The sequence below is a fragment of the Flavobacterium turcicum genome (assembly GCF_011365745.1).
Lineage (GTDB): Bacteria > Bacteroidota > Bacteroidia > Flavobacteriales > Flavobacteriaceae > Flavobacterium > Flavobacterium turcicum.
The window spans coordinates 591,466-612,675 of record NZ_JAAOBY010000002.1; the positions used below are offsets into that span (position 1 = coordinate 591,466).

At 36.0% G+C, this 21,210-nt stretch carries 12 protein-coding genes; 11 read left to right on the forward strand and 1 reads right to left on the reverse strand.

Translation table 11 applies throughout. From position 1 onward, the window contains the following. Nucleotides 1-40: 40 nt before the first annotated feature. On the reverse strand, nucleotides 41-964 hold the full coding sequence (locus G9Q29_RS06475; RefSeq protein ID WP_166134487.1) for a ketopantoate reductase family protein: 924 nt from the start codon (nucleotides 962-964) through the stop codon (nucleotides 41-43). Between the two features lie 394 nt (nucleotides 965-1,358). Between G9Q29_RS06475 and G9Q29_RS06480 the strand changes: the two genes are divergently transcribed. From G9Q29_RS06480 to G9Q29_RS06530, 11 genes are all read left to right on the forward strand, one after another. Beyond that, the gene (locus G9Q29_RS06480; RefSeq protein WP_166134489.1) at nucleotides 1,359-2,096 is read left to right on the forward strand and encodes an outer membrane lipoprotein-sorting protein; all 738 of its coding nucleotides are present in this window, start codon (nucleotides 1,359-1,361) and stop codon (nucleotides 2,094-2,096) included. Nucleotides 2,097-2,158: 62 nt separating this feature from the next. Then, nucleotides 2,159-5,239, forward strand: a complete 3,081-nt coding sequence (locus G9Q29_RS06485; RefSeq protein WP_166134491.1) for a WD40/YVTN/BNR-like repeat-containing protein — start codon at nucleotides 2,159-2,161, stop codon at nucleotides 5,237-5,239. Between the two features lie 137 nt (nucleotides 5,240-5,376). After that, nucleotides 5,377-8,208 carry an excinuclease ABC subunit UvrA gene (gene uvrA / locus G9Q29_RS06490; RefSeq protein ID WP_166134493.1) on the forward strand — a complete coding sequence of 944 codons (2,832 nt, stop codon included), beginning with the start codon at nucleotides 5,377-5,379 and terminating at the stop codon, nucleotides 8,206-8,208. 220 nt (nucleotides 8,209-8,428) lie between these two features. Next, nucleotides 8,429-9,157 (forward strand): LOG family protein, encoded by a 729-nt coding sequence (locus G9Q29_RS06495; RefSeq protein WP_166134495.1) that lies wholly within the window; start codon nucleotides 8,429-8,431, stop codon nucleotides 9,155-9,157. Nucleotides 9,158-9,274: 117 nt separating this feature from the next. Further along, complete coding sequence (locus G9Q29_RS06500; protein WP_317164730.1) at nucleotides 9,275-12,100, forward strand: gluzincin family metallopeptidase; 2,826 nt, start codon at nucleotides 9,275-9,277, stop codon at nucleotides 12,098-12,100. Between the two features lie 186 nt (nucleotides 12,101-12,286). Beyond that, entirely contained in the window at nucleotides 12,287-14,695 is a 2,409-nt protein-coding gene (locus tag G9Q29_RS06505; RefSeq protein ID WP_166134497.1) for an alpha-ketoacid dehydrogenase subunit alpha/beta, read from the forward strand. Nucleotides 14,696-14,866: 171 nt separating this feature from the next. Beyond that, on the forward strand, nucleotides 14,867-15,160 hold the full coding sequence (locus G9Q29_RS06510; RefSeq protein ID WP_166134499.1) for a putative quinol monooxygenase: 294 nt from the start codon (nucleotides 14,867-14,869) through the stop codon (nucleotides 15,158-15,160). Nucleotides 15,161-15,304: 144 nt separating this feature from the next. Beyond that, nucleotides 15,305-15,982 (forward strand): peptidoglycan DD-metalloendopeptidase family protein, encoded by a 678-nt coding sequence (locus G9Q29_RS06515; protein ID WP_166134501.1) that lies wholly within the window; start codon nucleotides 15,305-15,307, stop codon nucleotides 15,980-15,982. Between the two features lies 1 nt (nucleotide 15,983). Beyond that, complete coding sequence (locus tag G9Q29_RS06520) at nucleotides 15,984-16,460, forward strand: hypothetical protein (protein WP_166134503.1); 477 nt, start codon at nucleotides 15,984-15,986, stop codon at nucleotides 16,458-16,460. 683 nt (nucleotides 16,461-17,143) lie between these two features. Then, nucleotides 17,144-20,965: a T9SS type A sorting domain-containing protein gene (locus G9Q29_RS06525; RefSeq protein WP_166134505.1), complete on the forward strand. Its 3,822-nt coding sequence runs from the start codon at nucleotides 17,144-17,146 to the stop codon at nucleotides 20,963-20,965. A 29-nt stretch (nucleotides 20,966-20,994) separates the two neighbouring features. Further along, complete coding sequence (locus tag G9Q29_RS06530) at nucleotides 20,995-21,210, forward strand: hypothetical protein (protein ID WP_166134507.1); 216 nt, start codon at nucleotides 20,995-20,997, stop codon at nucleotides 21,208-21,210.

Sequence of the window (21,210 nt, forward strand, 5' to 3'; positions counted from 1 at the left end):
AAATTAAAATTCAAAAAATCAGAATTTTACACTATTATTTTTAAATACTTGTCAATTTTTTTAGAATTATTTGATAGTTCGGAGTTGGAATTCCATATTTCAATCCTTCAGCAACCACATACTCTGTAAGTGATTTCACTTCTGTAGTTTTTCCAGCTAACAAATCTCGATGCATCGATGAAGTATTATTCTGTGGTGTTTTTTCGAGTTTTGTTATGGTTTGAACAACAATATCGTTCGGTAATTTGAGCCCTTTTGCTAAAGCAACATTAGAAATTTCATTTAATAAAGAATTATAAAGTTCTTTGTTACGAGAGTTGTTTAAAATCCCTCCAATATTTTCATTTAAATACGATGTTGCTGAGGCTAGCGCTGAAATGAAAATAAATTTTTCCCACACCGTTTCCTCAATATTTTCAACGAAATAGCTTTCGATTTTAGCATCTGTAAAAATAGATTGCAATACTTCTAATCTAGAAATTGGTACCGTTGTAGAACCAAAAAACAAATTCTCATAAGTCCCAAATTTCTTAATAACCCCAGGCGCTTCAATCATTGAAACAATATAAACACAAGCTTGCAAAATTGTATTTTCAGGAAATAATGTTTTAATCCGTTCCTTTGCATCAACGCCATTGTACAAAGGCAAAATCATAGTTTCTGAATTGATACAATCTTTTATCGATGCTAAACTGTTTTCAATATCGTAGGTTTTTGTAGCGCAAATAAGTACATCTAGAGCTCCAATCTCTGCTGGATTATTAGAGACCAACTTAGGAAAAACAATGCTTTCAGTAGTATCTGTAGTTATTTTTAGACCATTTTGTGCTATGGCGTTTTGAGTTTCACCACGGGCTATAAATATAATTTCAATCGTATCTGAATTTAGATAAGCCTTTGCTAGCAATCCACCAAAATAGCCGCCTACGCCACCAATTCCTAAAATTCCAATTCTTGTTTTCACTTAATAAACTTTTCCTTTGATTATGTTTTTAAAACTATCAAATATATCTCAAAATTTTCAATAAACTTCTATGATTTTAGAATGCAACAACCAATCAAAATGATAATATTACTGTTCCAAAAAATTATTCGAGACTAAGACAATAGTATTAAATTTCAATGGGCATCACCTAAATTGTAGTCGATAAAAAAAACGACCATTTCAACTCCAAATCTCATCTTTGAAACAATAACCGAAACTGAGTCTTCCTCAAATTAGCTCAATACGTGTGATACCTATTTATGCTATTCAAAACCAAGTATTCACATAAATAAAGATTTTTGTAACAAAATTAACATAAGGTATACTTACATATCACAAATCATCTAACTAAAAATAACTAAATTAAAAAACTATGAAAACATTAAAAATCAGCGCACTAGTACTTTTTCTATGTACAAGCAGTGCTTCATTATTTGCACAAACAGCAGATGAAATTATTTCAAAATACATTACAACCATTGGTGGCGCAGAAAAATTAAAAGCCTTGAAAAGTGTAAAGATGGAAATGGTTACTAACGCTCAAGGAATGGAAATTCCGGTCGAAGTTTTCCAAGAAAAAGGAGGGAAAATGGCTGTAAAACTCAACTTCCAAGGAAAAGAAATTACACAAATGGCGTCAGACGGTGAAACGATGTGGAGCACCAACTTTATGACTATGAAAGCTGAAAAAATGGATGCAGAAACTACAGCAAATGCTAAACTAAGTAATGAAGATTTTCCAGAGCCATTTTTAGACTACAAATCCAAAGGATATAGTGCAGAATTTATGGGCAAAGAAACAAAAGAAGGAACAGAGTGCTACAAAATAAAATTCACTAAAAAACCAGTCATGGTAAATGGTGTAAAATCTGATGATGTTTCTTATTATTTTTTTGAAACCGAGAACAATTTACCAATCGCAGCTGAAACTGAGATTAAGCAAGGACCTGCAAAAGGACAAAAATCAACTTCTACTATGAGCGATTATCAAGAGGTGGACGGAATCTATTTCCCATTTTCAATTAATCAAGGTGGCCAAGAAATGAAGGTTAAAAAAATTACTTTAAACCCTACTTTAGATTCAAAAATTTACGCTTTTCCAGCTCAATAATATCTATTAAACAACTCGAAGTCCTTATTGCAAAATAAGGACTTTTTTTAACAAACATTTTTATGAAAAAAAGAATTATGTGGGTTGTGTATATAGGTATACTATCTGCAACAAATGCTTTGGCACAAGATAAAATCGTCCTGAAAGGCAAAGAGCTTTTTGGTGACATTCAAGCCAGACACTTAGGTCCTGCTTTAATGAGTGGTAGAATTACGGATCTTGAAGTGCATCCTACCAATAATAAAATCATTTACACCGGTACAGCTGGCGGCGGTGTCTGGAAAAGTAATGATGGTGGAGCTTCTTTCAATCCAATATTTGATGAACATATTCAATCCATCGGTTGTGTCACTATTGACCCCTCAAAACCAGATCAAAACATTTGGGTTGGTACCGGAGAAACGTGGACAAGGAATAGTGTTTCTATGGGCGATGGAATTTACAAGTCGACAGATGGAGGCCAGAACTGGAAAAACATGGGATTGCCTAAATCTGACCGTATTAGTTCTATTGTCGTTGACCCGAAAAATAGCGATATTGTTTGGGTTGGTGTTCTCGGTGCCTTATGGGGTGATAGCGACGAAAGAGGTATTTATAAAACAACAGATGGCGGAAACACTTGGAACAAAGTTCTTTTTGTGGATAACAAAACAGGTTGTTCAGATTTGATTATCGACCCTAAAAATAGCGCCATCATGTATGCCTCTTTTTGGGAATTCAGGAGAACGGGTTGGTCATTCAGTTCGGGTGGAACTAAATCGGCTTTGTACAAATCTGTGGATAATGGAAAAACTTGGAACAAAATCCACACTGGTTTTCCAGCAGGTCAATTGGGTAGACTAGCCATTGCTGTTGCACCTTCTAACAGCAACATCTTATACTCGGTACTTGAAACAGAAAAACCAGAATTGAATGGTTTGTATCGATCTGATGATGCTGGTGCAAATTGGAAACATCTAAATAACGATTTTGGTTTAGTGGTAAGACCTTTCTATTTTTCGAGAATCACTGTTGATCCAAAAAATCCTGAAATTGTTGTCAAAGGTGGTTTGAGCGGATCGATTAGTAGAGATGGTGGAAAAACCTTTAAAAACCTTGGAAACATGCACTCAGACATTCATGATGTCGTTTTTGATATTAATGATAGTAACAGAATGTATTGCGGTACAGATGGAGGTGTTTATAGAAGTTGGGATGGCGCCAATACTATGGAAATGGTCAGCAACATTCCTGTTTCTCAGTTTTATCATGTGAGTATCGACGATAAAGAACCATTTAATGTTTATGGAGGTTTGCAAGATAACGGCTCATGGTACGGTCCTTCAAAAAGTCCGGGCGGAATTGAATCTAGAGACTGGACAAGAATTGGTCAAGGTGATGGATTTAGAGTAATCAAACATCCAACCAAAAATATCATTTACAGTGAAATGCAAGGTGCCGAAAATGTTTGGCGCTACAATACAGATACGCAAGAGTTAATCACAATTCAGCCACTGGCAGTAAAAGGTGATCCAAAATTACGTTTCAACTGGAATGCTCCAATGGAAATAAGTAAAAAACAAGCCGATCGTTTCTACATGGGAAGTCAATTCGTACACAAATCAGAAGATATGGGTCGTACATGGACCAAAATTTCACCCGATTTAACTACAAACGATGCTTCAAAATACAACACTGAAAAATCGGGTGGATTGTCTGTTGACAATTCTGGTGCAGAGAAACACTGTACTATTTTTACAATTGCCGAGTCTCCATTAAACGAAAAAGTGATTTGGGCCGGTACTGACGACGGTAATGTACAAGTTACCAAAGATGGCGGAAAAACGTGGACTAATGTGGTTGCTAACATTGCTGGACTTCCAAAAAATACTTGGTGTTATCACATTGAAGCAAGTACTTTTGGAGAAGGAACAGCCTATGCTGTTTTTGAGGGTCATGCAAAAAATGACTATACTCCATATGCCTACAAAACGACCGATTTTGGAAAAACATGGAAATCAATTATTACTCCTGATGTTGATGGTTTTGTGCGTAATATTCAAGAAGATTTCACCAATGAAAACTTATTGTTCTTGGGTACCGAGAAAGGTCTATTCATAACTGTAGATGGTGGCGCAAACTGGTCTCATTTTACCAATAAAATGCCAGCGGTTGCTGTGCACTACATGGAATTAAGTACTAAAACTAATTCGTTGGTTATGGCAACTCATGGTCGTGGGGTCATCATCCTAGATGATATTACACCCTTGCGTCAAATCAGTCAAGACGTTCTTGCTAAAGATGTTCATTTCTTTGATATGAAGCCAGCAGTAATTGAAGAGCAGTCAAGTTTTGGAACTACTGCCACAGAATTGGAGTTTGTGGGTAATAATCCATCGTCAAGTGCTCAAATTATCTATTACTTGAAAAAAAGACATACTTTGGGTAAGATGGATCTTGAAATACAAGACGAACAAGGCAATAAATTGGTGTCGCTACCTGCAGGCAAACAAAAAGGAATCAACGTAGTAACTTGGGACTACAACATGAAAAATCCAAAAATTGCTGCTGGAAAAACAGTTTCTTATGCAGGATTTACTTCGCCACGCGTGCAAGAGGGTAATTATAAAGTAGTAATGACGAAAGGAAAAGAGACTTATACTCACAATTTTAAAGTTATAAATGATCCAAAAAGTAGTATATCTGCTGCTGATAGAGCGAAACAAAAAGAAACAACTCGAGAGTTGTTCAACAAAAACGAGGAACTAGCTTATGCAGTGTATGAAATTGACGAAACTGTAAAATTATTAGATCAATTAATTGCTAAAAATAAAGGTTTTGCTAAAAATGGTACAAAAATAAAAACTGATTTTGAAAATATAAAAGCAAAAATGGTAGTTACTACTGGTGATGGCTACGTAGCTTCAGCAGAACCTCAGTTGAGAGAGAAACTTGGAGAATTATACGCTTCTATTGCTAGCAACTTTACAGCTCCTTCTCCTTCACAATTAGAAAATAAGGAATCGATTATGCAACGCTTTGATAGCGAAATGAAGGAGTTCAAGACCGTTAAAGCTAAAAATGAAGCTAATTATTTAAAACAAGCAAAAGAACAAAACATTCCGTTTGTTTTGAAAACATTTGCAGAGTTTATTGCAGAATAAGAACATTTAAAACAAATTGTATCAAAAACGCTAACTTCGGTTGGCGTTTTTTTTATACCTCATTTTAACACAAACTTCTAAACTGTTGCATCAAAAGAACAATTCAAAATGGTAACTTTGCTTTTTTGCAAAAAATTATGCTAGACAAAGACAATACCATTGAAGTTCAAGGCGCTCGCGTGCACAACTTAAAAAATATAGATGTTTCCATTCCAAGAGAAAAGCTAGTTGTAATTACTGGACTTTCGGGATCTGGCAAATCCTCCTTAGCTTTTGATACCATTTATGCCGAAGGGCAACGCCGTTATGTAGAAACGTTTTCGGCCTATGCGCGTCAGTTTTTGGGTGGATTAGAACGTCCAGATGTTGATAAAATCGACGGGCTTTCGCCTGTGATTGCAATTGAACAAAAAACAACCAGTAAAAGTCCGCGTTCCACGGTAGGAACTATAACTGAAATTTATGATTTCTTGCGTTTACTTTATGCTCGTGGTGCCGATGCTTACAGTTACAACACCGGAGAAAAAATGGTTTCTTACTCTGACGAGCAAATTAAGGACTTGATTATTCAGGATTTTGCAGGAAAACGAATCAATATTTTGGCGCCTGTAATTAGAGCTCGAAAAGGACATTACGCAGAGCTTTTTCAACAAATTGCTAAGCAGGGCTTTTTGAAAGTTCGTGTCAATGCCGACGTACTTGATATTACTCTAGGTATGAAACTCGACCGTTACAAAACACACGACATCGAAATTGTTGTGGATCGAATGGTAATTGAAGACACACCAGATAACACTAAACGTTTGATGGAAAGCATTAATACCGCGATGAATCAAGGTGAAAATGTATTGATGGTTCTCGACCAAGATTCGAATGAAGTGCGCTATTTTAGTCGGAACTTGATGTGTCCTAGCACTGGAATATCTTATCAAAATCCAGAGCCTAATTTGTTTTCTTTCAATTCTCCAAAAGGAGCTTGTGATCATTGCAACGGACTTGGAACTGTGAATGAGGTCAACAGTAAAAAAATTGTTCCAAACCCAAAATTATCTATTAAAGCGGGTGGTTTTGCCCCTTTGGGCGAATACAAAAGCTCTTGGATTTTTAAGCAATTGGAAACCATTGGTGAAAAATTCGGTTTTAAATTGACTGATGCTATTGAAACCATTCCTACTGAAGCAATGGAAATGATTTTGAATGGTGGCAAAGAAAAATTTAGCATCGAATCGAAAACAGCTGGAGTTACCAAAGAATATAAAATTGATTTTGAAGGAATTTCGCATTTCATAAAAAACCAATACGATGAAAGTGGATCGGCGACAATCAAGCGCTGGGCAAAGGAATTTATGGACGAGATAAAATGCCCGGTTTGTGAAGGTTCTCGATTAAAAAAAGAGGCACAATTCTTTAAAATCAACACTAAAAATATCACCGAGTTGTGCGACATGGACATTTCGGATTTGACTGCTTGGTTTAAAGATTTAGACAACCATTTATCTGATAAACAAAAGCGTATTGCCACTGAAGTAATCAAAGAAATTAAGGATCGATTACATTTTTTGATGAATGTCGGTTTGGATTATTTGGCTTTAAGCCGAAGTTCGAAATCACTTTCAGGAGGTGAAGCGCAGCGTATTCGTTTGGCCACACAAATTGGTTCTCAATTGGTTGGTGTATTGTATATTTTGGATGAACCGAGTATTGGTTTGCACCAGCGTGACAATGAAAAACTAATACAATCGCTAGAGCAATTGCGAGATATTGGAAATTCGGTAGTGGTGGTGGAACATGACAAAGACATGATAGAACGCGCTGATTATGTGATTGATATTGGACCTAAAGCCGGGAAATACGGAGGTGAAATCATTAGTAAAGGAACACCTGCCGAAATCTTGAAACACCATACTATTACAGCGATGTATATGAATGGCGAAATGAAAATTGAAGTTCCTAAAAAACGAAGAGAAGGAAACGGAAAATTCCTAAAATTAACCGGAGCAACTGGAAATAATCTAAAAAACGTTTCGATTGAGTTGCCTTTGGGTAAAATGATCTGCGTGACGGGAGTTTCGGGAAGTGGAAAATCGACTTTGATTAACGAGACGCTCTACCCTATTTTGAATGCGTATTATTTTAATGGTGTCAAGAAACCGCAACCGTACAAAAAAATTGAAGGTTTAGAGCATATCGATAAAGTGATTGATATTGATCAAAGTCCGATTGGTAGAACACCTCGAAGCAACCCAGCAACCTACACCGAAGTTTTTACTGAAATCAGAAATCTGTTTACAATGACTTCTGAAAGTATGATTCGGGGCTACAAAGCGGGACGTTTTAGCTTTAATGTAAAAGGCGGACGCTGTGAAACCTGTGAAGGATCAGGTGTTCGAACAATAGAAATGAACTTTTTGCCAGATGTGTATGTGGAATGCGAGACGTGCCAAGGAAAACGTTTTAATAGAGAAACACTAGAAATTAGATACAAAGGAAAATCCATTTCGGATGTATTGAACATGACCATTGATGAGGCCGTTCCATTCTTTGAAATGATTCCGAAGATATATAGAAAAGTTAAAACCTTACAAGATGTTGGTTTAGGCTATATTACACTTGGCCAACAGAGTACCACACTTTCTGGTGGTGAAGCACAACGCATTAAGTTAGCGGGAGAATTGTCTAAAAAAGACACTGGAAATACGTTTTACATCTTAGACGAACCTACAACAGGACTCCATTTTGAGGATATTAGAGTGCTGATGGAAGTGATTAACAAACTAGTTGATAAAGGAAATACGATCCTAATTATTGAACACAATATGGATGTCATTAAACTGGCTGATTACATTATTGATATTGGTCCAGAAGGCGGAAAAGGCGGCGGTCAGTTGATTGCCAAGGGAACGCCTGAAGAAGTTGCAAAAAGCAAAAAAAGCTATACCGCACAGTTTTTAAAGAAAGAGTTGGTTTAATTCCCATCTTTTGAAGGGGAATATGAGACTAAAAAATTAGAAAAAAACTACAAAAGCAGTATGTTGCAGTTTTAAAAAAAGAATTACTTTAGCAGGCTCGATTTTTAGCCCTGATGGAAGTGGCATCCTTTTTATTTTTTAAAGAAAAAAATAAAAAGATAGAACGGACAGCAGGATAAAGCTCCTGAAAAAAATAGAAAAGATAATTAAAAGACAGAATATGAGATTAGAAGATTTTGATAATGACGAGGATAAAATAATCCAAGATAGTTTAAAGCAAAAAACTTGGAACGAAATTAGAGCAAACGACAGTTGGGCGATTTTTAAAATCATGTCCGAGTTTGTAAATGGGTACGAAAGCATGGGGCGAATAGGTCCATGTGTGTCTATTTTTGGATCGGCGAGAACAAAGCCGGAGGATCCAAATTACTTATTGGCAGAAAAAATTGCTTACAAAATTAGTAAAGCGGGTTACGGCGTAATTACAGGCGGTGGTCCTGGAATTATGGAAGCGGGTAATAAAGGTGCGCATTTAGGCGGTGGAATCTCTGTAGGATTGAATATTGAGTTGCCATTTGAGCAGCATTTTAATCCGTACATTGACACTGATAAAAACTTAAACTTTGATTATTTCTTTGTTCGCAAAGTAATGTTTGTGAAATATTCTCAAGGATTTGTTGTGATGCCAGGAGGTTTTGGAACATTGGATGAACTTTTTGAAGCGATCACATTAATTCAAACCAAAAAGATTGGAAAATTCCCGATTATATTGGTAGGAAGCAGTTTTTGGTCTGGGTTGCTTGACTGGGTAAAAACGGTACTTGTAGAAAAAGAAAAAACAGTGAGTCCTCAAGATTTAAACTTAATTAAGATTGTAGATACCGAAGATGAAGTTGTGGCAGTAATTGATGCCTTTTATAAAAAATACGATTTATCTCCTAATTTTTAACACGATAAAGAAGCTGCTCACAACAGCTTCTTTTTTTTTTGGGTAAAATTTGACTCATAGCAAGCATTTGTATTCCATAATAAGTATATTTATTTTTTAATACAGCCCTACCCGATTTTGAAGAAATTATTTTTTACCACACTTTGCCTCCTAGCTGTTTTGCTTCCCGCTCGAATGTTGGGACAACAGGAATCTAAAATACAGCTGACATGGCTTCCGGAACTCAAAAGTTTTGAAGTTAGTCAACAAATTAGCTTTACGAATGAAACTAAAGACACTTTAAAATCGATTGTTTTAAACGATTGGAATCATGCGTACTCTAGTAAAACTACTCCGTTAGCCAAACGCTTTTCAGATGAATTTTACAGAGGATTTCATTTGGCAAAAGAAGAAGAACGTGGCAGTACTCAAAACCTGAGCATTACCAACGCACAACAATTGCCATTAATTTGGAAGCGACCTGAAAAACATCCTGACTTGATAGAATTTACGCTACTTCAGCCTTTGTTACCGGGAGAAAAAACAATACTTTTATTGCGCTACAACAGTAAAATTCCGCATGATAAGTTCACCAAAATTGGTTACAATGATTCAGGTAGTGTTTATTTAAAAAATACTTTTTTGTTTTTGGCACGCTATGAAAATCATGATTTTGTGCGGTACAGCAATTACAACCTTGATGATGCAACTAATGCCATTACTAACTTAGAAGTTATTATTGCTACGCCTAACAATTGGATAATTACTACCGATTTGAATGTTAATGAAGCAGCAATAGAGCAAAACTCTGTTTATCAAGGAACGGGGAAAAACAGAACTGATTTCTCGCTCAGCCTTCAACCCAAACCTAGCTTTTACAGTTACAATAATTCCTTGCTTAATGTATGGACCGACTTAAAACAAAATAAAGTTAATGACATTCAAAAAGCCATAAGCGTAGACCGAATTGTTCAATTTACGCATTCTTTTTTAGGGAATTATCCGCAGCAAAATATAATGGTTGCGCAGGCCGATTATGATAAGAATCCGTTTTATGGATTGAACCAATTGCCTTCGTTTTTGAGTCCGTTTCCCAATGAATTTTTATTCGAAATAAAATTTTTAAAAACTTATTTGAACAGTTTTTTAAAAAATAGTTTGCATCTTGATCCCAGAAAAGACAATTGGCTTTACGACGGTTTACAAGTATATTTAATGATGCAATACATTGAAAACTATTATCCTGATAGTAAACTGATTGGTAACTTAGCAAAGTTAAAATTGTTGAAACCTTTTAGTCTTGCTGACGTAGAATTTAATGATCAGTATAGTTATTTTTACATGCTTATGGCGCGCAAAAATTTAGATCAAGCGCTTGGAGAACCTAAAAGTTCCTTGATAAAATTTAACGAGCAAATTGCTAACAAGTACAAAGCTGGTTTGAGTTTGAAATATTTGGACTCGTACCTGCAAAACGATGTGTTACGAAGCACAATACTTGAATTTTACCAAAATAATCAAACAAAAAATAGCACCAGAACTGATTTTGAAACCATTTTAAAAAGTAAAACTGCAACTAATTTGGATTGGTTTTTTAACACCATTATCAACTCCAGATCGATTGTTGATTACAAATTTAAAAACGTTTCATCAACCAAAGACAGTATTACATTTTCGGTTAAAAATAAAACAGGAACTCAAGTACCTGTGCCCATTTTTGGTTTAGCAAAAGGGAAAATAGTTTATCAAAAATGGTTCTATATCAAAGCCTGTGACACCACAATGACGATTCCGCGCCAAGCGATAGACAAAATAGTGATTAATTTAAAAAATGAAGTTCCTGAATATAATTTACGAAACAATTGGCATAAACTAAATGGTTTTTTTCCGAATAACAGACCTTTGAAATTTGCCTTTTTTAAAGATTTAGAGGATCCTTATTTCAATCAGATTTTGTTTTTACCTTCTATATATTATAACTTTTATGACGGTTTAACGCCCGGATTACGTTTGCATAACAAGACTATTTTAGACAAGCCGTTTACGTTTGATGTCAATCCGTCCTACTCAACAAAGTCGCAAAATTTGTCCGGTGCTGCTGCCTTCGTGGTCAACCAAAATATCAGAAATAGTAACTTGTTTAATATAAAATATGGTCTAAGTGCCAACTATTTCAATTATGCACCAGATGCAAGTTATTTACGCTTCAATACTTCGGTGCAAATGCGCATTCGTGAACCAAATTTTAGAGACAACCGCAAACAATTTATATTGCTACGTCAAATTAACGTAGATCGCGAAACAAGTGCTTTTGTTAACGATAATTCTCCAAACAATTATTCAGTACTTGATTTACGCTACAGCAACAACAAAACCGAGGTCACCAATCATATCAATTTTACTGCTGTAACCCAATTTTCAGGAAAATTTGGTAAAGCCACCGCGGAAGTTGAGTTCAGAAAATTATACGAAAACAACCGCCAATTGAATTTGCGCTTGTATGCAGGACACTTTTTATACAACAAAACCGATTCGGATTATTTTAGTTTTGCTCTCGATCGCCCTACTGATTATTTGTTTGATTACAATTATTTAGGACGATCTGAAAGCAGTGGCTTATTTAGTCAACAATACATCATTGCCGAGGGCGGGTTTAAATCTAAATTAAACACGCCATTTGCCAACACTTTTTTAAGTAGTTTAAATGCTAGTGTGAGCATTTGGAATTGGATCGAAGTATATGGTGATGTCGGAATTTTAAAGAATCGAAGCCAAAAAGAACGCTTTGTTTTTGATAGCGGCGTAAGATTAAACCTAGTTACCGACTATTTTGAACTCTATTTTCCAGTGTATTCTAGCAATGGTTGGGAGATTTCTTCGAATAATTATAACGAAAAAGTACGTTTTATCGTAACATTTTCACCTAAAACATTAATCAATCTTTTTAGCCGAAAATGGTTTTAATCGAAATTAATGAGTGCTTTTTATTGCATAATTATCATTTTTAAAGCAATAAAATTACATATATAAAAAAAATAAGTTTCATTTTATTAGAATAAATTGAAAAAATTAAAATCTATTTTCATCAAACTATTATGAAAAGAACTTGCTTTTCAGTAAATTTGTAGCTTAAAGTGATGCTTTTCAATTATGATAAAAGAAAAAACCAATAGTACGTTGACATTTGAAGATTTCAAAATCGAAGTTTTAAAGGACTACACCACCGCTATTATTAGCCGCGAATGCAGTTTATTAGGACGAAAAGAAGTATTGACAGGAAAAGCCAAATTTGGAATTTTTGGCGATGGAAAAGAAGTGCCGCAATTGGCTATGGCCAAAGCATTTCAAAACGGCGATTTTAGATCGGGCTACTATCGCGACCAAACTTTTATGATGGCTATTGGCGAATTGACCATGCAACAATTTTTTGCAGGTTTATATGGCCATACCGATATTGAACAAGATCCAATGTCAGCAGGTAGACAAATGGGCGGGCACTTTGCTACGCACAGTTTGAATGCTGATGGTTCTTGGAAAGACTTAACCAAACAAAAAAATTCAAGCTCAGATATATCTCCTACTGCGGGTCAAATGCCACGTTTGTTAGGTTTGGCGCAAGCATCTAAAATCTATAGAAATGTAAAAGGTATTCCAAACGCTGCTAATTTTTCGAATCAAGGAAATGAAATTGCTTGGGGTACAATTGGGAACGCAAGTACTTCTGAAGGATTATTTTTTGAAACGATAAACGCTGCTGGTGTTTTACAAGTACCTATGGTAATGAGTGTTTGGGATGATGAATACGGAATTTCGGTACATGCAAGACATCAGACTACCAAAGAAAATATTTCTGAAATATTAAAAGGATATCAGAAAGAAGAAGATACCAACGGCTATGAAATTCTTCGTGTAAAAGGATGGGATTATGCTGAGTTAATTACGACGTATCAAAAAGCGGCGCAAATTGCTCGTGAAAATCACATTCCAGTATTAATTCACGTAAATGAACTAACACAGCCTCAAGGACACTCTAGTTCAGGATCACACGAGCGTTACAAAAACAGTGATCGTTTAGCTTGGGAAAGAGAATTTGACTGTATCCGTCAGATGAGATTGTGGATGATTGCCATTAATATTGCCTCGCCAGAAGAAATTGACGCCATTGATGCACAAGCTAAAAAAGACGTAATGGAAGCTAAAAAAGCAGCATGGAATGCCTTTTTAGAACCAATCATTGCCGATCAAAAAGCATTAGTTGCACTATTGAATGAAATTGCGGCAACGAGCGAACATAAAGAAGCTATCACTAATTATGCAAATGAGTTAAACGCTATTAAATCTCCTTTGAAGAAAGAGATTTTAGTAACCGCTCGTAAAGTATTGCGTTTAATTGTTGCTGAAAGTGGAAAAGCCGTTTTAGCTAATTGGATTAATGAGTATACTCAAAAAGAGCAAAAGAATTTTAGTAGCAATTTATTTTCAGAAACTGAAAAGAACGTTTTCTCTGCTCAAAAAGTGTTGCCTGTTTACGCAGACGATGCCAAAGAAGATACTGATGGACGTATGATTTTGCGTGATAACTTTGATGCTATTTTTACAAAATATCCAGAAACTCTAATTTTTGGAGAAGATGCTGGAGCCATTGGTGACGTTAACCAAGGTTTAGAAGGAATGCAAGAGAAATACGGTGAGCTACGTGTTGCCGATGTTGGAATTCGCGAAGCAACCATTTTGGGTCAAGGTATTGGAATGGCCTTGCGTGGTTTACGCCCTATAGCCGAAATTCAGTATTTAGATTATTTATTGTATGCTATTCAAATCATGAGTGATGATTTAGCTACCCTTCAATACCGTACAGTTGGTAAACAAAAAGCGCCACTAATTATTCGTACACGCGGTCACCGTCTGGAGGGAATTTGGCATTCAGGTTCACCAATGGGAATGATTATTAATGCAGTTCGTGGTATCCATGTTTTGGTTCCTCGCAACATGACACAAGCTGCTGGTTTTTATAACAGTTTGTTAGAATGTGATGAACCTGCATTGGTTATCGAATGTTTGAACGGCTACCGATTGAAAGAAAAAATGCCTTCAAATTACGGTGAGTTCAAAACTCCAATTGGAGTAATCGAAACTTTAAAAACTGGAAACGACATTACACTTGTTTCTTACGGTTCTACGCTACGATTGGTTCAACAAGCTGCGAAAGAACTCAGTGAAGTAGGTATTGATTGTGAAATTATCGATTTACAATCTTTATTACCTTTTGATATCAATCAAGATATTGTAAAAAGTATTCAAAAAACAAATCGCTTGTTAGTAATTGACGAAGATGTACCTGGCGGAGCTTCAGCTTTTATCTTACAACAAATTATAGAACAACAAGACGCTTACGCTTACTTAGACAGCAAGCCTCAAACACTTACTGCTAAAGCGCACCGTCCAGCTTACGGAACTGACGGTGATTATTTTTCGAAACCATCTGCAGAGGATATTTTTGAAAAAGTTTACGATATGATGCACGAAAGTAATCCTGCACTTTATCCAAGTTTATACTAAGAACAATAAAGTAATACCACAAAGTCCCAATCTGCTTGCTGTAGATTGGGACTTTTTTTTAGATATCATTTGAAGTAAAACTATTTTTTAAAGCCGATGGCTACTTGAACAACAGTTAAATAAATAGGAGTTATCATTTAAAGCCGTAATTTTAATAAAAAAAGAAATCACATGGAAAAATTTGCATTATTAGCAAGATTAGAAGCCAAACCTGGCAAAGAAGAAGAAGTTGCAGCTTTCTTAAAAAGCGCTTTGCCGTTAGTTCTTGATGAACCTGAAACCGTAAATTGGTACGGATGGCAAATTGGCGCTTCTACCTTTGGAATTTTTGATACTTTTGAAACCGAAGAAGGAAGAAAAGCGCATTTAGCGGGAAAAATAGCCGAAGCCCTAATGGCAAATGCTGGAACATTATTAGCACAAGATCCAGTTATCGAATTTGTAGATTTATTAGCTGTAAAATAGAGATAGATTTGATTTTATAAGAGTAAATAGCTCAATTAAACTTATAATCTGCAACAATAAAATCTAAATTAAATGTTATAATGCCAACGTAAATTTTTATGTTGGCATTTTTTATTTAAATTTAAACTTTATAAAAAACAAAGCATGAAAACCTTAGAATCCCTATTTCAAGAATTAAATAACATCAAAGTAATTGACGCTTCAATTGATTACCAATATTACACTCCACTAGACTTATCCCCTTCTAATACAGATTTAGAACACATTAAAGATAGTAATTCAACCGATTTTGAAATTTATATCGAAAACCTTTTGCAAAAGCGCAATGCCAAAGTAGCTTATGGTGGTTACAATGAAAAACGCAATTTGTACAAGCGAAGTGAAAAATTCAATGATGAAACTACTGATGAGCGCAACATACACCTTGGTTTGGATTTATGGATAAAAGCGGGAACTTCCGTTTTAGCGCCTTTAGACGGACATATTCATAGTTTCAATTACAACACCGGTTTAGGAGATTATGGCCCTACCATAATTTTAGAGCATCAAATTGAGGAACATAAATTTTATACGCTCTACGGGCATTTATCGTTAGAAAGTATTAGTCATATTGCCATTGGCGATTCAGTTCAACAAGGCAATCAAATTGCTACTTTGGGCGATGCGAGTGTTAATGGTGATTATGCTCCGCACTTACATTTTCAAATTATTAAAGAAATCCCGAATGCATCAGGAGATTATCCAGGAGTATGCAATAGTAAAGATCTTCAGCATTTTTTAGAAAACTGTCCAGATCCAAATCTTTTACTTAAAATTTATTAAGATGAAAAAAATACTTGTATTGTGCGCTATTGTACTCTTTATTGGTTGTAAAACAAAGCAAACAGTAATTGTACCTGAAATTAAGGAAGGTAAAAATGTCAAGCTGCCAACCGCAGCACTAAACGACAATCAAAAAAACAAGTCATATGATTTAGGAAAGCGCGTTTTGATGACGTGTAACACTTCAAAATTCAAACCTTTTACTACTGCAGAAGCTACTGCCTCAGTTATTAAAAATACAACCGAAGCACGATTGACAAAAACCTGCACTCGTTTTAGACAATATTATGGTTCTTTTATTGATTTGCAATTTGTTGAAGCTTACGTTAACAAAGCGGATCAAATTACTATTTACAGATACAAGGCTCAGTATACCAAAAAAGTAGCCAATAAAGAACTACGCGTTAGTATGAATGCAGACAACAAAGTAACAGCCATAAAATCGCTAGATTGGGTAGATTATTTTCCAATTAATTAAAACTAATTTTAAATTAAAAAATTGCTTTAAAGAGAGGTCTATGACCTCTCTTTTTTTTAATGTAACCGCACTATTTATTTGATTTTCATTTTTTTTGGATGCCATTTCTAATCTTATTCCCAGCATCGAATTAAGGTCTTTAGTTCCTTTTTTATACTTTAAATAAAAATGGTAGAATTCATCTAACTACTTCATTAAAACTTATACAGTATTACAACTTATCAAGCGAATATATCTTTTTTGAGTATATACTAGAAAATAACTTTTTGGCTGCTCGTACCTCTATAAAATCGATTAAAAGACATTTTTTATCGATTAAATGCGATTTTTAATAGATTAAGTAAGAAATAAATGCTTTAAAATTTGGTTAGTAATAAAAGATAAATCATTTTTGTATTGTTTATATGCTACAATAAACAATTCGCTGAATTATAATTCATTAGCAACATTTAATACACTAAATTTACTATTAACAACATTAAACAACAAAAACTATGAAAATTAAAAAACTACTTTATTGTTACATATCGTTTTTGGGCGATAAGTCAATTACAAATCCCAAACGATTAACACCACGGCATTCACTAACCTGAAAAGAGGGTATTCCCTTACTTTCTGCAAAGGAACATTGTCAACCTCGCTTAAGATCCAATTAATAATCATTTATGTAAAAAACAACTAACATGAAATTTTTAAGATATTTATTAATTACTGTTGTACTCTGTAGTACCAATTTTGTGACTGGTCAAGGAATTAATTGGCAAAGTATCAATCAAGGTACTGATTTAAGTTACCAATCTGTAACATATGGTAACGGTCTTTACGTGGCTGTAGCTACTAATGGATTAGGTAAGCGCGTGGCTACTAGTCCTGATGGCGCTACCTGGACAATGCGCAATAGCGCAGCTGATAATGGTTGGACATCGGTAACCTTCGGAAATGGAGTTTTTGTGGCAGTGGCTAATTCTGGAACTGCAGGAAGCCGAGCAATGACCAGCCCTGATGGCATAAACTGGACCTTAAGAAACACAGCTGTCGATAACTCCTGGAATTCGGTTACCTATGGCAATGGACTATTTGTGGCAGTAGCAAGTTCAGGAACAGGTAATAGAGTCATGACCAGTCCTGATGGTATTACTTGGACTTCAAGTAACGCAGCAGTTGATAATAACTGGAGGTCTGTCACTTATGGTAACGGACTATTTGTGGCAGTTGCAACCTCTGGTATTAATAACCGAGTAATGACTAGCCCTGACGGTATTACTTGGACCAGCAGAACATCAGCAGCAGACAATTCATGGCAATCTGTTACCTATGGCAATGGGCTTTTTGTAGCTGTTGCAAATAGTGGTACAAATAACCTAGTAATGACGAGTACGGATGGAATCACTTGGACGTTACAGACACCTGCAACAAATACTGCATGGACTTCAGTTACTTACGGAAATGGTCTATTTGTGGCGGTAGCAAGAAATGGTACAAGCGATGGTGTGATGACCAGCCCTGACGGAATTACTTGGACCTCAAGAACGGCATTAACATTAAATTATTGGCGGTCTATTACTTACAGCAACGGTCGCTTTGTAGCATTTGGAGATATAGGTTTAGGTAATCGCATAATGAGTAGTACCGATGGGATTAACTGGATTGCAATAAACAATGCTTCAGATTTTTCGTGGCGTTCTGTAACTTATGGCAACGGACTGTTTGTAGCGGTGGCTTCAAATGGATCTAATAATCAAGTTATGACCAGCCCTGATGGCATTACTTGGACACCAAGGACAGCAGTAGCAAATAATCCATGGTATTCTGTAACCTATGGAAACGGGCTTTTTGTGGCAGTTGCAACTAGCGGTATAAACCAAGTTATGACAAGCCCCGATGGAATTAATTGGACTGCAAGAGTTGCAGCATCAACTAATTCATGGTTTTCTGTAACCTATGGGAATGGGATGTTTGTAGCAGTTTCAAGCAGTGGCATTAATAATCGCGTTATGACAAGTACCGATGGCATTACATGGACTAGTAGAACCGCTGCTGAAAATAATACATGGTATAATGTAACCTATGGCAATGGGCTTTTTGTAGCAGTGTCAGCTGATGGAACAAATAGGGTCATGACCAGCCCGGATGGTATCACATGGACCTCAAGAACTGCTGCGGTAAATAATCAATGGTTTTCGGTGACTCATGGTAATGGGCTTTTTGTAGCAGTGTCAGTTGATGGTACTAATAGAGTTATGACTAGTCCTGATAGTATTACCTGGACTTCAAGAACTGCAGCAGTAAACAATAACTGGTACGCTGTAACTTATGGTAATGGTCTATTTGTGGCCGTCAGTAATAATGGAACAGGCAATCGAGTTATGACCAGCCCTGATGGTATTACTTGGACCTCGAGAACTTCTGCCGCTGATAATAATTGGCAAGGTATAACCTTTGGTAATGGCAGGTTTGTTGCGGTTTCATCTAATGGTATCAATAACAGAGTCATGGTTTCTGGCTGTGCACAACCTGCTGTACCAACGGCAGCTATACAATCCTTTTGTAGCAGTGCAAATCCTACTGTAACTAATTTGGTGGCCACGGGCCAAGATATTAAGTGGTACGCAACAGAGACTGGTACAACGGTATTATCATCAAGCACTGCTCTTAGCTCGGGTACTTATTATGCCACACAAACGATCGACAATTGCGAAAGTCCCCGTACCGCAGTGGTAGTAACTGTATCTAATTGTGCCGCCACTTGGAACGGTGCCGTAAATAACTCTTGGTCTACAGCAGGAAACTGGTCAAACAATCTTGTTCCAGACGGTAGTTTAGATATTGAAATACCTTCAGGTAATCCTGTTTTAGATGTAGCGTATACCGTACCTGCCACTAAAGTCCTAACAGTTTCGGGAACGGGAACTTTAACGATAGCTCCAACTGCAAGTATAACAGTTGAAGGTACATTAGCTTTAAACGATCGTCCAGTTACTTTAAAATCTGACGCTACAGGAACTGCTGTTTTAGGCCAAGTTACTGGTTTAGTAACAGGGGCTACTAATGTTACCGTAGAACGCTATATTCCGCAAGGCAAAAGAGCTTTCCGTTTTTTAAGTCCTGGTGTAACAACTACCAACTTTATCAGCAACAACTGGCAATTGGGTACACACATTACAGGTTCTTCAACTGGAGCTAATGGTTTTGATGCCACTGCAACAGGAAGTGCATCGCTGTTTACCTATAATAATAATCAAGCCACTGGAAGTGGTTGGAGTGCTGTAACCTCTACCAATGCGACTAATTTGCAAGCTGGACAAGGCTATCGCCTTTTGGTACGTGGAGACCGTAATGTAAATATCAACACCACCTCTGCTCCAACTATGAATGCGGCAGTAACATTAAGCGCAACAGGTACTTTAACTACGGGACCTGTAATTTTTGATAGTGCATCGGCAATTGCTTTAAATGCTACTAGCAATTTGGTAACAAACGGTTATAGCTTAGTAGGTAACCCGTATGTAAATACCGTAAATTGGAATACATTGACTAAAGTAGGATTAACAGATTCTTATTACGTATGGGATCCTAATATGGGAACTGCTGCACAAAGAGGACGCTATGTGGTGTACAATAGTTTGAGTGGTTCTAGTAATAACGCCTCTAATGTTAACCAATACATCCAGCCTGGTCAAGCCTTTTTTGTACAAAACAGCATATTAGGAATTCCTGGAACACTTACTTTTCAAGAAATTAACAAAGTGGGTGCCGCTAACTTAACTCCTATTTTTAGAACGAAACAAAACCCAATAGCAAAACTGAACTTGAGCGTATACGAAACAAGTGAATTGACAGCAGGTGGATTCCCAATTGATGCAACTGTTGCAGTTTTTGATGCTTCTTTTAACAGTGCAATTGATAATGCTGATGTTACCAAACTAAGCACAGGAACTGAGAATATTTCAATTGCTAATAATAATAAAATGTGGGCTATAGACGCTCGTGGACCTGTTAGCGAGAAAGACGAAGTAATTTTGAATTTACAAGATTTTCAAGCGAATAAAAACTACAGTTTGCGCGCACAGTTTTCAAATTTTGAACCAACTGTAAGTCCGTTTTTTGTAGATACTTTTTTAGGAACTACAACTCCTCTAACAACGACTGCAACTACTGATATTAGTTTTGTTACTACTTCAAATGCAGCTTCATATAAGAGCGATCGTTTTAAAATCACATTCCAAAACAAAACATTGAGTAATGACGATTTTATTGCAGAGCAAGTAGTATTGTATCCAAATCCAGTTACAAATAATCAATTTAGCTTAACACTCCCTGCAATGATGCAAGGCGCGTTGCAAGTACAATTGATCAACGTAACAGGACAATTGGTATACCAACAAGAAACAGAAGCCAAACCTATGCTAAATGTATCGCTTAACAGAGAGCTTCCTCAAGGGGTTTATTTTGTAAAAATTAGCAATCAAGGAATGAACTTAACTAAAAAAATAACTATCAAATAAGGATTCGCTTATTTTAATTAAGACCCATCATGAAACTAAAAAGTCGTTTACATACATTAGCAACTGCGGCATTATTAATATGTCCTGCCTACACCCTACTTGCTCAAGAGGAATTTCCTGAGGATGTACAAGACGTGCCAGCTGCACCCATTGACAACATGATTGTAATTGCACTAATTCTTGCAGTATGTTTTGCTTTTTATTTTATCAAAAAAGCCAAGCAAATCAATCCTAAAATCAATTAA

Excerpts from the sequence above, each read along its gene's own strand:
- G9Q29_RS06480 (WP_166134489.1), top strand. The coding sequence starts at position 1,359 with ATGAAAACATTAAAAATCAGCGCACTAGTACTTTTTCTATGTACAAGC.
- uvrA (WP_166134493.1), top strand. The coding sequence starts at position 5,377 with ATGCTAGACAAAGACAATACCATTGAAGTTCAAGGCGCTCGCGTGCAC.
- G9Q29_RS06485 (WP_166134491.1), top strand. The coding sequence starts at position 2,159 with ATGAAAAAAAGAATTATGTGGGTTGTGTATATAGGTATACTATCTGCA.
- G9Q29_RS06530 (WP_166134507.1), top strand. The coding sequence starts at position 20,995 with ATGAAACTAAAAAGTCGTTTACATACATTAGCAACTGCGGCATTATTA.
- G9Q29_RS06495 (WP_166134495.1), top strand. The coding sequence starts at position 8,429 with ATGAGATTAGAAGATTTTGATAATGACGAGGATAAAATAATCCAAGAT.
- G9Q29_RS06515 (WP_166134501.1), top strand. The coding sequence starts at position 15,305 with ATGAAAACCTTAGAATCCCTATTTCAAGAATTAAATAACATCAAAGTA.
- G9Q29_RS06520 (WP_166134503.1), top strand. The coding sequence starts at position 15,984 with ATGAAAAAAATACTTGTATTGTGCGCTATTGTACTCTTTATTGGTTGT.
- G9Q29_RS06525 (WP_166134505.1), top strand. The coding sequence starts at position 17,144 with ATGAAATTTTTAAGATATTTATTAATTACTGTTGTACTCTGTAGTACC.
- G9Q29_RS06510 (WP_166134499.1), top strand. The coding sequence starts at position 14,867 with ATGGAAAAATTTGCATTATTAGCAAGATTAGAAGCCAAACCTGGCAAA.
- G9Q29_RS06505 (WP_166134497.1), top strand. The coding sequence starts at position 12,287 with ATGATAAAAGAAAAAACCAATAGTACGTTGACATTTGAAGATTTCAAA.